This window comes from Lacisediminihabitans profunda, assembly GCF_008040105.1.
Taxonomy (GTDB): Bacteria; Actinomycetota; Actinomycetes; order Actinomycetales; family Microbacteriaceae; genus Lacisediminihabitans; species Lacisediminihabitans profunda.
This window is the reverse complement of the sequence record NZ_VRMG01000010.1, coordinates 1-13,365: the sequence shown is the minus strand read 5'-3', so window position 1 is coordinate 13,365 and position 13,365 is coordinate 1. Positions and strand designations below refer to the sequence as shown.

General features: G+C 62.4%; 12 protein-coding genes and 1 pseudogene. 1 reads left to right on the top strand and 12 read right to left on the bottom strand.

What is annotated here, in order from left to right; translation table 11 throughout:
- Positions 1-14: 14 nt before the first annotated feature.
- The 3 genes from FVP33_RS15345 to FVP33_RS15335 form a co-directional block, all read right to left on the bottom strand.
- The gene (locus FVP33_RS15345) at positions 15-398 is read right to left on the bottom strand and encodes a nuclear transport factor 2 family protein (RefSeq protein WP_147784568.1); all 384 of its coding nucleotides are present in this window, start codon (positions 396-398) and stop codon (positions 15-17) included.
- 45 nt (positions 399-443) lie between these two features.
- Complete coding sequence (locus tag FVP33_RS15340; protein ID WP_147784567.1) at positions 444-2,030, bottom strand: Na+/H+ antiporter; 1,587 nt, start codon at positions 2,028-2,030, stop codon at positions 444-446.
- 67 nt (positions 2,031-2,097) lie between these two features.
- The gene (locus FVP33_RS15335) at positions 2,098-3,534 is read right to left on the bottom strand and encodes an MFS transporter (protein ID WP_147784566.1); all 1,437 of its coding nucleotides are present in this window, start codon (positions 3,532-3,534) and stop codon (positions 2,098-2,100) included.
- Positions 3,535-4,037: 503 nt separating this feature from the next.
- Here FVP33_RS15335 and FVP33_RS15330 point away from each other — a divergent pair.
- On the top strand, positions 4,038-4,229 hold the full coding sequence (locus FVP33_RS15330) for a hypothetical protein (RefSeq protein WP_147784565.1): 192 nt from the start codon (positions 4,038-4,040) through the stop codon (positions 4,227-4,229).
- Positions 4,230-4,292: 63 nt separating this feature from the next.
- Here FVP33_RS15330 and FVP33_RS15325 read toward each other — a convergent pair whose 3' ends face one another.
- The 9 genes and pseudogenes from FVP33_RS15325 to FVP33_RS15285 form a co-directional block, all read right to left on the bottom strand.
- Positions 4,293-5,630, bottom strand: coding sequence for a NosD domain-containing protein (locus tag FVP33_RS15325; RefSeq protein ID WP_147784564.1), 1,338 nt, complete (start codon positions 5,628-5,630; stop codon positions 4,293-4,295).
- Positions 5,627-6,559: a carbohydrate kinase family protein gene (locus FVP33_RS15320; protein WP_147784563.1), complete on the bottom strand. Its 933-nt coding sequence runs from the start codon at positions 6,557-6,559 to the stop codon at positions 5,627-5,629. Before FVP33_RS15320 ends, FVP33_RS15325 begins: the two co-directional genes overlap by 4 nt.
- Positions 6,556-7,536 (bottom strand): glycoside hydrolase family protein, encoded by a 981-nt coding sequence (locus FVP33_RS15315; RefSeq protein ID WP_147784562.1) that lies wholly within the window; start codon positions 7,534-7,536, stop codon positions 6,556-6,558. The genes FVP33_RS15320 and FVP33_RS15315 overlap by 4 nt, the downstream gene beginning before the upstream one ends.
- A gap of 11 nt (positions 7,537-7,547) precedes the next feature.
- Positions 7,548-8,594 (bottom strand): LacI family DNA-binding transcriptional regulator, encoded by a 1,047-nt coding sequence (locus FVP33_RS15310; RefSeq protein ID WP_187270749.1) that lies wholly within the window; start codon positions 8,592-8,594, stop codon positions 7,548-7,550.
- A 44-nt stretch (positions 8,595-8,638) separates the two neighbouring features.
- A complete protein-coding gene (locus FVP33_RS15305) occupies positions 8,639-9,478 on the bottom strand; it encodes a carbohydrate ABC transporter permease (protein ID WP_147784560.1) in 840 nt (279 codons plus the stop codon).
- Positions 9,478-10,365 carry a carbohydrate ABC transporter permease gene (locus FVP33_RS15300; protein ID WP_147784689.1) on the bottom strand — a complete coding sequence of 296 codons (888 nt, stop codon included), beginning with the start codon at positions 10,363-10,365 and terminating at the stop codon, positions 9,478-9,480. Before FVP33_RS15300 ends, FVP33_RS15305 begins: the two co-directional genes overlap by 1 nt.
- A gap of 86 nt (positions 10,366-10,451) precedes the next feature.
- On the bottom strand, positions 10,452-11,768 hold the full coding sequence (locus tag FVP33_RS15295) for an ABC transporter substrate-binding protein (protein ID WP_246142366.1): 1,317 nt from the start codon (positions 11,766-11,768) through the stop codon (positions 10,452-10,454).
- Positions 11,769-11,911: 143 nt separating this feature from the next.
- Positions 11,912-12,680: pseudogene (locus FVP33_RS15290) on the bottom strand (IS481 family transposase); the annotation flags it as partial.
- 427 nt (positions 12,681-13,107) lie between these two features.
- Positions 13,108-13,365 (bottom strand): IS3 family transposase (locus FVP33_RS15285; RefSeq protein WP_246142365.1); only part of this gene is annotated, 258 nt, incomplete at its 5' end.

Genomic DNA, 13,365 nt, shown 5'->3' with positions numbered 1-13,365 from the left:
TCCGGTCCCCGTCGCTAGAACGTAGTGGCGCGTGAATGCGTCGGCTTCCATACCCCGTCGATCTCGGCCAAGGTCGTCGTCATGCGAAGGGGCCAGAGCGCCTTCGACCCCCAGATTGTGGCGTTCACGTGGTTGCGTGCGACGAGGAGGGCCCGAGACCCGTCGACCTGGACGTCGACGGACCGTTCGCGGATGTCGTGATAGGCCATCTGTCCGGTGCGGATCTCTTCCAACCATTCGGCCTTGGGTTGCTCGTAACCGGTGATGTGAGCGAGAACGAAATCGTCGGCGAGGAGCTGTTTGAGCTTGTCGATGCGGGCTTCAACCATCGCGGTGTTCACGGCTGTGTTCGCGGCCCGGATTGCCTTGATGGCCTGTTGTTCACGCTGGTCGGTCATGCCGTCTCTCTTCTGGGCGTTTGAGTCTGATTTAGCTCAAATGCGTCATTCCCTGAGTTCCTCCGGGGCGAGTCGGAGCTCTTCCGTGTCGAGTTTGCCCTGCAGCCAGCGCAGCACCGCGTCGTCGATCTGCTCGTCATTACGCAGGCGGACCACGGTGGCCCGTTTGCGTTCCAGGATCTCGAGTCGGAGTGCGGTGTACTGCTGGTCCCGGCGCGCGTCGTCGTCGACCTCGGCAGTGCTGTCACCGGCCCGGAGCACCCGCAGGTGAAGTCCGTATTCGGTGCGGAGTCGGTCGCTGACCGCCGGGTCGGTACCCAAGCCCGTCGCGACCTCGGCGAGGGCGTCCAGTGCTTCCTCTGTCGCTACGGTCTCCGCGAGAAGCCGCTCCTCGTCAACCCCGGCGTCCTTCTCAAAGGCCGCCCAACGGACCACACCGGGGAGGAGGATGCCCTCGACGACGATTGTGATGACAATGACACCGGCGGTGACGAAGACGATGAGGTCACGGTCAGGGAACGGATGCCCGGATGCCAGGAGCAGCGGGATGCCCAGCGCGGCTGCGAGAGAGACGGCACCGCGGAATCCGGCCAGTCCGCTGACGATTCTGGCCCGGTTGCTCACCCGCCGCAGTCGCTGCGCGGGGCGCCGGTCGAGGAGACGGATCGTGTAGGTCGCGGCGAAGAGGAATCCAATGCGCACCGCGATTAGGACCACGGAGACGACGGCGATCAGGACTAGCCCCCGCACAATGAGCGTATTATCGAGGGCCCGGACGGCGGTCTGGAGCTCGAGACCGACGATGACGAACAGGGATGCGTTCAGCAGAAATGTAGAGAGGCTCCAGAATCCGTCGGACTGTCTCCGCGCTGCGGCACGGGCCCGGCGCGGCGTCGCCTGGCTAAGCAGCAGGCCGGCGGTGACGACCGCCAGCACCCCGGATGCTTCGATGAGTTCGGCGAGCAGATAGGCGACGAACGGTGTCAGGATCGTCAGGACGATCTCTTGCATCGGGTTGTCGAGGCGGCGGCGGATTCGGATCACCAGCCAGGCGATCATGGCGCCGATCGCGATGCCCCCTCCGTATGCGAAAAACGCCAACCAGGTGATGTGCAGCGGGCTAGTGTCCTCGGCGCTGACGGTGAAAGCAACGGCAATGCCGTAGATCACCAGGGCGGTGCCGTCGTTGATCAGACTTTCCGCTCGCAGCAGAGTGACATTGCGGCGAGGAAGATTCCGGGTGAGTGCGCCGACCGAGGTCGCGTCTGTCGGCGCGAGTGCAGCCCCTAGGACCCAGGCCGGCCCCCAAGACGTTCCGAACAGGTGCGCGATGACCGCGACGGCACCCGCTGTCAGAACGACAAGCAGGGTGCTGGTCAAGACGATGCCGCGGAAGTTGGCGCGGATCTCCCGCAGGGACGTGGTCAGGCTCTCCCGAAACAGCAAGGCGGGCAGAAACAGGAACAGCACCACCTCCGGCGGGAGTGACACCTCACGCATCGCGGGGAGGAAGCCCAGCAGGATGCCGCTGATCAGCAGGAGCACGGGCGAGGCGATGTGCAGGCGGCGAGCGCCCCCGGCACAGACCAGGATGGCCACCCCGAGCACAACGACGATCTCCAGACCGAGCATTAAGAACCTTTCGCGGATGGGTAGTGGGCGACGGGAGACGATGAGGGTGAAAACGCGGGGTCGACGATCACACCGACGATGTCAGGGCCGGAGTGCGCAGGGCGCGGCGGGCAGCGAAGGTACTCGGGACGATCAGCGTGACGGTGACGACGAGCGCGAGAACGAGGAGTCCCGTCCCCGCGGTCAGAGCAGCCGACGCCTCGGCCGTAATCGACGCGGCAGTCTCCATGCGGTTCGCGGGCGCCGCGATGGTAGCGACCGCCACGAGGATGCCGAGCCCGACGGAGGTGCCGAGCTGGTGGAAGGTGTTCACGACACCGGACGCTTCCCCGGCGTCCTCCGGAGAGGTGCCGGCGATGCCGAACACGGTCATAGGTGCGAACGCGAGCCCCTGGCCGGCGCCGATGAACAGCATGGGGGCCGCCACTACGGCGAGGTAGCCGCTCTCCGGCGCGATGCGACTGAGCCACAGCATCCCTGCAATTGTCACAACGATGCCGGCTACGAGGAGGACGGTGTCTCCGAGTCGCTCCGAGAGTCTCGGGATGGCCAGCGCGACCGCGAAGTTCACGAGCGTCATCGGCAGGAACGCGAGACCGGCTTCGAGCGGGGTGAACCCTAGGGTGCCCTGCAGGTACTGGGTGGTGAAGTAAAAGAACCCGATCATCGCGCCGAGGTACAGAAACCGCGTGAGGTAGGCGCCGGTGCGCTCACGGCTCGCGAAGAGTCGCAGGGGCATGATCGGCTGAGCGGCCCTGGATTCGGCGAAGACGAAAGCAATAAGGAGCACCACGGCGAGGACGAAGGCGGTGACGGTCGTGAGATCGGTCCAGCCGTTCTCGGATCCGTGCAGGATAGCGAACACAAGTCCTCCGACACCGAGTGTCGCGGTGACTGCGCCAGGGATGTCGAACCGCCCCGCTCGGATGGCGGTCTCCGGGAGGAACTTGGGTGCAAGTGCGATCATGGCAACCCCGATGGGCACGTTAACGAAGAATCCAGCCCGCCAGGAGAACCAGGAGGCCAGGGCTCCGCCGATGACCAATCCGAGGCTCACGCCGATGCCCGCGGTAGCAGCGTACGCGGCGACAGCGCGGGCTCGTTCGCGACCCTCGAAGCTGGCCGTTAGCAGCGACAGGGCGGACGGGGCCACGATCGCGGCCCCCATACCCTGCATCGCTCGCGAGGCAATCAGCCACCAACCGGCGGGGGCGAAGGCGATGAGGAGCGAGGCGAGGGAGAACACGATGAGGCCGAAGATGAACACACGCTTACGCCCGAGGAGGTCGCCGGCCCGGGCTCCGAGCAGCAGAAGCCCACCGAAGACGAGCGTATAGGCATCCTGTACCCAGGCGAGTTCGGCGGTCGAGAGACCGAGATCGACCTCGAGGCTGGGCAGCGCTGTAAAAATGACCGAGTTGTCGAGCAGGATCATGAAGTAGCTGACAAGGATGATCGTCAGGATCGCCCCTTTGTGGGGAGGAGTAGCAGGTTTCGAAGTCATTGGTGTTTCCCTTCCTGCATCCATGTCACCACCACACGGCACAGAGGGGCAGGGCCGGACGTGCCCGGTACCGCCAGTACCCCTTTACGGATCGCCTGGCCCGAACCCACATGCAGGTTCTGCAAGAAGTTAGAGAATAGAGAGCGGTTGACGTAGGGGCGCCGGGTGCCTATTGCCAATCGGTTGGGGCACCCTGCTCGGCCACTTCGCGTTGCGCGCACCGGCGATGCCTTCGAGGGCGATCTCGATGATGTCGCCAGGCTCCAACCAACAGCAGTCCCGTCGGTTCCAAGAACGGGTACGACGCTCGCGTGCATCAGCATCGATGGGTTGCTGTGGTCAAGATCCAGGCGGATTGAATTTCGGTGGGTCGCAGAAGACCGCTCTGCTGGATATTGGGCCCTCTGACCCCAATTAGCGGGCCGACGGTTGCCTCCCCACTTAGAAGTACCTCGAGGAATGGGTCTATATCAGGATTGGTCCACAAATCGGATTCGAGGATCATGCGCCAGGCGACGTCGGATTCGACCGACGGCGATACTGCTCAGGCGACCGCCGTCGCGACCATCGTCCGGATCACCGGGCGCATCTTCCGCCTAACTCAGATCGAGCGCGTCATCGTCCTCAACGCGCTCCCAGAAGTCACGCCCGAAGTCGTCGACGAAACACCAGAAGCGCTGCTCATCGGCCACTGATCGCAGGCAGAACCGGTCACTCACCTCTGCGACTCACAGCTAGGACACAGGCGCGTGAGCCGACTAGAACCCGATGGCGGGTGTGGCCCTGAAGGCATTAGCAGCCCTGTCCGCCGAAACTTGGGCGTCGCTTCCAGAATCAAGGATTGTATTTCGAGCTGATTCGGAATCGACCATGACGGCCGTGATGGCGAGGCCGTCCGAGGCCTCGGTCGTCAGCAGAGCGTCCACCTGAGCTGAAAAGGCGGAGTCACTTGACTTTGCGTGAACGTCCATCGCAACTACGTGGTTGCTGGAGATGTAGTTGCCACCCCCCGCCATCAGCCGGATGATGACAGGCGTTGTACCAATTGGACGGATGCTCTGTGAGTCGATGACCTCGGAGAAGTGGTTACCGATGACAGAGTTGTTGCTGCCGCTGACACAGAGAAGTCCGTAAAGGTCGTCCAGTCCGTTGTCGACTCCCACGAAGGGCGTCCAGGGCTCATGGTCACGCAAGAAATGATTTGAGGCCACGAGGTTCTCCGAACTATTGGCTGCAAGAACCACCATCCCAGGGTAGAACGAATGCAGACGGTTGTTTGTGACGCTCGAACGCGTGACGCCGTTGAGATGGACGCTGCTCGCACCTCGCGGGAAGACGTTGTTCGCCGTGATCAGGAGTCCGCCGTGGTTCTCGGCGTAGATCGAGTGTCCCTTGAAGCCTGCTCCGATCAGGTTGTCAGTGATCTTTGACGCCTGTCCCCAGCCGCGGAGCTCGATGCAGCTTCCGCATTCAGCGATGAAATTGTCGTGGACGGAAAGCGCGTCCGCGTTGTAGACGGTGAGAGCGTGCTCAAGATAAATGAACCCCATGCCGTTGATGCGAAACGAGTCATTAGCGTTCGCGACATAGATACCCGTCTTGCCGTTGACGTAGGTGTTCTCTGGATGCAGCTCCGAACCGTCGGGGTTGAAGTGCAACCCGTCGATACAGAAGCTCAAGAACTCGACCGAACTAATCCGCGGGCTCCCACGTCGCTCGATGTAGAAAGCGGCGCCTGTGGGCTCCCCCTCTCCGTCGACAGGGAGGTCGACGAGAATGCGACTGCCTCCGGGCCACAGCTCGTGCAGGTCGACCCACTCGTCTTCAGGAACGTTGAAGCGGATGCTCGATGACGTGAATCCGTGTCCGGAACCCTCGATCCTGAGGAAGCTGATGTCAATGACCACCTGCGTGCGGAGGCGGTAGTCCCCCGGCGGGATGTAGATCACCGCGCCTGGCCTTCCGCCCTCGTCCTCATCGGTGACCGTCTGCCGGGCTTTGATGTCAGCGATGATGGCGTTGATCACCTCACCGATGTCCTCGGTCGGATCACCGACGGGCCAAGTCGTCACGTCGTAGTGGTTGGCGCTGGTCATAGGTTCTCCCCTTCGTGTCGTGGCAGGTTTGTGGCCTGAATATCACTGGGGTAGGGCAGGTCGGCTCCGGCCCGCGAGACAGTGATCGCCGCAGCTCGGGCCGCGATGTCGCCAATCGCTTGGAGTCGGTCGGCGGATATCGATCCTCCGTCCCATCCATCTTTGTCGAACGCGAGCGCCCAGATGAGCGCAGCCATGAAGGAATCACCGGCGCCAACGGTGTCGGCGACGCGGGTTCTGACGGAGGGGATGCGGACGACGTTGCCTCCGCTCGCGAGATAGGCATCTTCGCCACCGCGGGTGATAGCAGCCACACTGACTCCGCCGTCAATGAGGAGATCGAGAACGTCGTCAAGAGGCGTTCCCGGATACAGGTACTCCGCGTCTTCGTCGCTCAGCTTCGTGAGTTGAGTAGAGAAGGCGAGCTCCTCAAATGACCCGCGAGTCCTACCTGGCTCCGGCAGCAGGGTCGGCCTGATGTTCGGATCGAAGCTGATCAGAGCGCCGAGGCTCCTGCCGCGTCTGATGATGTCTCTCGTGACCTCCGAGCCGGGTTGGAGGAATGCGCCGAGCGAGCCCGTGTGGATAATTGTCGGCGATCCCAGATCGTCGAGGTGGGCCGGATCCCAGCTCAGAGTGAATCGGTAGCTCGCCGACCCGTCCTGCGCGAGAATGACCACCGCCTTGGACGTCAACGCGTTCGTCACGGAGCCTGCGGTCACCGTCACACCGGATGCGCTCAGCTGCCGGTGGATCAGTTCTCCGTCTGCGTCGTCGCCGATCGCTGTGTGCAGGTAGGTGACGACGCCAAGGCGCGCAAGGCCGAGCGCTACGTTCGCCGGCGACCCTCCGGGGTGGCGGCTGACCCGGTCGCCTTCGACGACCTCGTCGATGAGCGCCTCACCGATGACGAGCGCGCTCGGGCTCATAAGGGGATCCGCACGTTCAGCGCGTCGACTCGATCCGGTGACCGGATCTCCAGCCGTCCGTCGCTCCAGCGGACGGGCTGCGGATCGATGATCTCGCCCACCCAGCCTCCTTCACCATCGTTGTTCCGAAATGCCAGAAGCTGCCACTGACCACTGCGGTCTTGGACGAGACGCCCCACGTAGAGCAGCTCGTCCGTGATGCGGTACGCATCCTGGATGTGGAACGGACCTGCCAGCGAATCGGTGGGAAATGCCCAAATGCCACCGATCGGTTCATCGGCGCGACGATCGTGGGACAGCTCGGTGGCGAGGCTTGAGAATAGCCCAACCGGCCGCCCATCGACCTGAGCCGTTTGAATCACCTCGAGGTGCCCGAAGCCTGACCCCGGCTCCGACAGCGACGGCTGCACCGTCCAGATGGTCAGATCGGGCGATGTGGCATGGCCGACGACACCGCGATTGTCCGGGTCTCCGTGGTTCGCACGTGCGGTGATCAGCATGTGCCAGAGCCCTCCATCTCGGAACACCCAGGGATCGCGCCACGCCTGGTCAGGCCACTGTCTCGTCTCCGCGGTCTCGTACCAGCGCGGGTCGGGTTCGATGATCTGCCGATTCGGTTCTCGCCGCCAGGTGAACAGGTCATCCGACACGACGGAACTGATCCGCTGGTTCAGTCCGCCCTCCGACCGGCTGACCGCGGTGTAGAACATCCGCCACGAACCGCTGTCCTCGCGAACGACCGAACCGGTCCACGTCGCCAGGTCGTCGAAAGCGGGTGAATCATCTGGGAGGACTGCGTCAGCGTGTTCCGTCCACTCCCTCAAATCTTTCGACGTGGCATGGCCGATCGTGGCACGCCAGTGTCGTCGATCCGGATCCAGGAGAGCTCGGGGCGCCTTGAGGAAGAACAGGTGGTAGTCGTCACCGTCATCGGCGATCCAGAAATCCCATACCCAGGAGGCGGCAAGGCGAAGCATGTGTATACCTTTCAGTTGGCACGTGGCTGGGCCACGGACCCTCGGATCACCAGAGGACAGTCGAGCAGTGCGGGCTTGTCGGCGATGAGGCGGTACTCGGCCTCCCCGTGTAGGAGATGCACGAGCGTCTCGACCGCCCAGACCCCCATCTCGTAGTGAGGTAGCGCGACCGTGGTCAGGCCGGGGAAGAGGTTCGCCGCGATGAGTTCCTGGTTGTCGAATCCCACGATGGACAGATCGCGGGGGATCTCAAGACCGAGCTCGGTCGCCGCGCGGTACGCGCCCATCGCCATCCGGTCGTTATAGCAGAACAGTGCTGTCGGCCGATCGCTCCTGCCGAGGAGCTCGCGAGCGAGCCCGTATCCCGGAAGCGTCTCGGACGGCGCGGAGAAGACCAGATCCTCGTCAAACGGGATGTCGTGGGCTTGAAGGACCTGCCGGTAGCCGGCGAAGCGGAGGTGTGTCGCCGGCACGTCGTCGTCGTTGTTGAGGAAGCCGATGCGCGTGTGCCCGGCCTCGACGAGGTGGGTGACGGCGGCGACCGCGCCCCCCACCTCGTCGGGCACGACCGCTGGGACGATGCCTGCCCGGTCCGTCGAGTCGATCAGGACGGCGGGCAGATCCTGCAGGTTTGGGGGGAGGGAGACGCTGCGGTGATACATCGTCGCGTACAGGACCGCGTCGACCTGCCGGTCGATCAGGGCTTGGACATCGTCCCGGTGAGAGGTGCCGCCGGCGTCGCGCTCCGTATTAATGATGACCAGGGTGAGATCATGCTCACGCGCAGCGTTCTGCGCACCGAGGATGATCCGTCCCGCGTGCGGGGTGGTCGCGATCTCTTCGCTCAGAAGGCCGATCAGCCCGGACCGGTTGGTCCGAAGCGCCTGAGCCATCCGATTCGGCCCATAGCCAAGAGTCTTCGCCGCGTGTCGCACACGCGCACGCGTCTCCACGGAGACCCGCATGTTCGGCGTGTCGTTCAGCACGTGCGACACCGTTGTGACTGACACCCCGGCGAGCTGCGCGACATCGCGGATCCCTGCACTCTTCACCGCCACGTCTCTATCTCCATCCCCTGATCACCTGATGCTTCTGAGCTTGGTCAACCTTTGACCGCACCGAGAGTCAGTCCTGCGACAATGTGCCGTTGAAGAACGATGGCAAGCACGATCACCGGGACTGAGTACAGTACCGCGAGCGAGGTCATCGTTCCCCAGTCCAAGCCGAACTGGCTCTGGAAATTCGCGATCTGCAACGGTGTAGTGACTGCACGGACGGAAGTCAGCAAGAGCGCAAAGATGAAGTCGTTCCAGGAGGCGAGAAACGCGAAGATCGCCGCTACGGCGACTCCTCCCCGAGTAATCGGGAGAACCACCCACCAGAGAGCGCCGAGCCGGCTGCAACCGTCCACCCGCGCCGATTCCTCTAGTTCGTCCGGAACGGCCTCGAAGAAGCTGGCCATGAGCCAGATCGACAACGGAAGCGAGATTGTCGTCTGCGCGATCGCGAGGGCGAGAGATGTGTCGGACAGGCCCAGGTTGTGGAAAATGACAATGAGCGGAGTGCCCACCACGATCGCCGGCACCATCCTCATGATCAAGGCAAGCAGAATGAAGACTCGTCCAAGCCGGGTGCGATACCGGGTCACTGCGTACGCCGCCGGCACCGCGAGAACCAGCGAGATCAAGGTGCTGATCACTGCCGTCTGAAGGCTATTGAGGAAGGACTGAGGAACTCCCTGGGTGCTCAGCGCCGTGATGTAGTTCTGCACTGTCCAAGTCGACGGCAGGATGGTCGGGGGAATCGCATTCGTCTCGATCGGCGTCTTGAACGACGTGAAGAGCATGTAGACGAACGGGAATGCATAGAGGACGACGAGCACGATGAGTGCCGTCCACAGGATAGACCGCGTGCTGGTGCGTCGTGACTCGAGTCCATTCATCAGTGGTCACTCCCTGGCCGCCAGATGGTGAGGACGGCGATAATGGCGATCCCCATCATGGCGATCAAATAGATGGTCCCCATGGCGCTTGCAAGGCCGGGGTTTCCGTTCGCGATCTGCGTGTTGTAGACCAGCAACGACAGGACATTTGTTGAGTTCTGAGGGCCGCCATTGGTTTGAACGACGATCGTGTCGAATGCACGGGCGGCGTCGACGCCTCGCACGATGAGTGCGACGGCTATCACCGGCCGCAACAACGGGAGGATGATCCGGAAAAGCAGGGTCGGGTATCGGGCTCCGTCGATGCGTGCCGCCTCAAGGATCTCCCCGGGCACGTTCTGCAGTCCAGCGAACAGCACTAGGGAGATGAACGACGTCGTGAGCCAGATATCGGGCAGCGCGACGGAGAACAGCGCGATGTTCGGGTCGCTCAACCACTGGATCTGGTTGGGGGAAGAGATCAGGTGCGCCTCGTACAGCAGCTGATTGACGATCCCAGAGTTGTCGATGAGGAGGAACCGCCAGAGCAGTCCCGCGACGATAGGTGCGATCATCAGCGGATACAAGAAGATCGTCCGGAAGATTCGGGACCGATTTCCGAGTCCGCTGAAAAGCAGGGCCACCGTGAGCCCCAAGACGAACTCGAATGTGACTACCATCACGGTGTAGACCACCGTTCGGAGTGCTGAGTTGCCGAACTCGGCGGAGGTGAAGGCTCGCACGTAGTTGCCGAATCCGACGAAGGTGTGCGGGCTACCGGCGATCGGGTTATAGCGGAAGAAACTGTTGAAGACGAACTGGAGCAGCGGCAACGCGACGAAGACGGCGAGAAAGAGCGCGGCGGGCAGCATCAGCAAGGCCGCGAAACGCCTGTCGGTAAGGCGGATCCGCTTCCTGCCGGAGGTCGGTATGGGGCGGGTGCCCGGAGCGGCCGGCCGGGTGGCCGGCCGCTCTGGAGTGCTGGCAGTCACGATCACTGCTGGACAATCTGATCAATTTGAGAAGCCGTGGCCTTGAGGAGGGCCGCGTTGTCCGCTCCCGGTTGCAGGGACTTCTGAATCATCGGAATGAGCGCGTTGTTCACGATGTTCTGCCAATTCGCGTTGGCCGGTCGCGTGATAGTCGCTGGCGCCGATAGGGTCGTAACCATCGGGCTGTAGGCTTCGTAGCCCGGCTTGTTGGCGTACTGCTTGAGCGCTGAAATGCGAGCAACAAGTCCAAGAGACGTGTTGGCACTCAAGGCGTTGTGGTCGTATGCGAACTTCACGAAGGCGGTGGAGGCCGCCTGGTGGGCGCCTTGCCTGGGGATGCTCAAATAGTACGGGCCTGGAACACCGGCGATCCCAGCGGGTCCGGCCACCATAGGAGCGACTCCCGTCTTACCGTAAACAGGCGAACTCGTCGGGATCTGGCGGTAGGCGTGGGCCCAGAAAAGCATCATCGCCGCCTTGCCCTGGTTGTACAGGTTCTGTGCCGCGTTCCAGTCGACAGCCGCTGCCCCGGGCGGAGCATACTTCGCGAGACTGGCGTAGTAATCCAGCGCTTTAAGGCTGGCCGAGTCGTCCAGGGTGGACTTAGTTCCTGCGGCGTTCAAAACCATCTGCTTCTGACCGGCCTGCGAGAGCGCGGCAAGGTACTGGGTCTCCTCCGCCCCGGGCAGCGGTGCACCGTACATGCCGTTATTGGTGAAGAATGCTGCGACATCCGAATACTGCTGCCATGTGGTCGGCGGCTTGAGATCGTACCCGTACTTCGCCTTAAACCCGGCCTGGTTCGCCGGATCATTGAAGAGGTCCGTGCGGTAGTAGAGGATTTCCGAGTTCGCGAAGGCCGGCATGCCGACGTAGTTTCCGCCGACTTTCGCCTCCTGGACGACAGAGGGAAAGTTGTCCGCCTTGACGGCCGAGGTATAGAGGCTGTTCAGCGGCTGAAGTCCCGCCGCAAAAGCTGGCAACCAGATCGCGTCGAGAGCGGCGACGTCGAACGAGATGCTCCCGGTGGACAACTCGCTGTTCACCCGGTTATACAGACCGTTGTACGGCAGCTCGACAAAATTGACCTTGACGCCCTTGTCTTTGGCATACAGGTCTGCTATGGGCTGAAGCTCCGCGTGCCCACCTGCCTCGACGAGAACGACAATCGACTTGACGGACGAGGCGCTGTCCGAACTGGTCCCCGGCGTGCAAGCAGTCAGCGCTACGAGAGAGATAGTTGCGACCGCGGCAGCGGCAGCCAGTTTGGTGCGAGAGAGGCGCACGGAACGGGAGTCCGCCATCTTTATGCGAAGCATCGTTACTCCGATTTCAACTTGAATGGTTAGTAGCATATCTATGCCAAGACGTTTTGGCAAAACGTCTTGGCATAAAGCTAAAACAGTGCACGCGAGCCTGTCAACTGGAAAAATATGCCAAACTTTTCGGTTCGGCGTGGAAGCTAGATGTAGTTCCCGGGGACGTTGTGAACGCGTTCGATTGGTGACTTGCCGCCGATGCCGGTGTGGGGTCTGGTGATTGTAGTCATGGAGCCACTGCTGGTAGGTCGCCGCTCGGGCCTCGTCGCTTGTAGGTGTGGGCGTAGGCCCATTCCTGGGCGAGGGTGCGGTTGAATCGTTCGACTTTCCCGATGGTCTGTGGCCGGTATGGGCGGGTGAACGTGTGGCTGATCGTCTCGCCCAGCGCGGCGGTGAAGGCACCGGATCGGTAGCAAGAGCCGTTATCGGTGAGGACACGTTTGACGGTGATGCCGTGGTTTTCGAAGAACGTGTTCGCGCGGATCCAGAACCCGGCGGCGGTCTCTTTCTTCTCGTCGGTGAGAATCTCGGAGTAAGCCAGTCGGGAGTGGTCGTCGACCGCGTGGTGCAGGAACGAGTAGCCGCGACCCTGTTTTTTGTCGTTGCGGTTGCCGATGGTGCGGCCGAGCATCCGGTGGCCGCCGCCGTCAGGGATGCGGCCCTGTCTCTTGATATCGACGTGGACCAGATCGCCCGGCGCGGCATGCTCGTAGTGGACCGGTTTCGCCTATCTGAGCGGCAGCCCGGTGGCCTGGTCGAGATAGGCCAGGCGCGGCATCCGGTAGCGGGCCAGGATCTGCTCGACCGTGGAGCGATGCGGTGTGGTCCCCACCGGCGGGTGAACCGCAGCGCCACGATCCGCCGCTCAAGCCGCCTTCGTAGATGGCTTGTGCGCGCAGGCCGAGGTAATCGGCGAGTTCGCTCGTTGTCAGCACGGGCTCAAGACCGAGCCGGAAAGGCGTTCAGTATCCATAACTGGAGGTGCCCCAGGTCACCCTAAGTGAACTGAACCGAGTCGAGCAGCTCCGATAAGGAGCCCACACCTGGCTGGGGTTTGGCAATAAGCGTTGAATAAACGTTAACCGCGTCGAGTCTTGTCCTTTTGTTGGAACAAAAAACGCTGGTCAGACCTTGTTTTCAGTGGGGCGGACGGGACTTGAACCCGTGACCGACGGATTTGATCCGCGCCATCTGCCACTTCTCGGGTGACCTGGGTTCGTCTCGACGCAACTTGGCCTGACCGGGATTCCCTTGTCTAGCTTGGTTCCATTTTCATCGACTCAGCTCGACTCGTCTAGGGCGATCTCGAGTGAATAATGATTCGGCCTGGGTTTAGTTCCTAGTTGCTTCCCTGTCTGGCGGGTGCCGGCTGGGACGATTCTTGGTCAGCGTAATACTCTTCCTCGACCTCGATCGGGGTGCGCAGGGCGAGTTCGCCGTGGAGGCGTTGGTTGTTCCACCACCAAACATATTCCAGCGTCGCGAGTTCGACCTGCTCGACCGTTCGCCAAGGCCCTTGTCGGCGGATGAGTTCAGTTTTGTAGAGCCCGTTCACCGCCTCAGCCAAGGCATTATCGAAGCTGTCGCCGACGGTCCC

Excerpts from the sequence above, each read along its gene's own strand:
- FVP33_RS15345 (WP_147784568.1), bottom strand. The coding sequence starts at position 398 with ATGACCGACCAGCGTGAACAACAGGCCATCAAGGCAATCCGGGCCGCG.
- FVP33_RS15340 (WP_147784567.1), bottom strand. The coding sequence starts at position 2,030 with ATGCTCGGTCTGGAGATCGTCGTTGTGCTCGGGGTGGCCATCCTGGTC.
- FVP33_RS15335 (WP_147784566.1), bottom strand. The coding sequence starts at position 3,534 with ATGACTTCGAAACCTGCTACTCCTCCCCACAAAGGGGCGATCCTGACG.
- FVP33_RS15330 (WP_147784565.1), top strand. The coding sequence starts at position 4,038 with ATGCGCCAGGCGACGTCGGATTCGACCGACGGCGATACTGCTCAGGCG.
- FVP33_RS15325 (WP_147784564.1), bottom strand. The coding sequence starts at position 5,630 with ATGACCAGCGCCAACCACTACGACGTGACGACTTGGCCCGTCGGTGAT.
- FVP33_RS15320 (WP_147784563.1), bottom strand. The coding sequence starts at position 6,559 with ATGAGCCCGAGCGCGCTCGTCATCGGTGAGGCGCTCATCGACGAGGTC.
- FVP33_RS15315 (WP_147784562.1), bottom strand. The coding sequence starts at position 7,536 with ATGCTTCGCCTTGCCGCCTCCTGGGTATGGGATTTCTGGATCGCCGAT.
- FVP33_RS15305 (WP_147784560.1), bottom strand. The coding sequence starts at position 9,478 with ATGAATGGACTCGAGTCACGACGCACCAGCACGCGGTCTATCCTGTGG.
- FVP33_RS15295 (WP_246142366.1), bottom strand. The coding sequence starts at position 11,768 with ATGCTTCGCATAAAGATGGCGGACTCCCGTTCCGTGCGCCTCTCTCGC.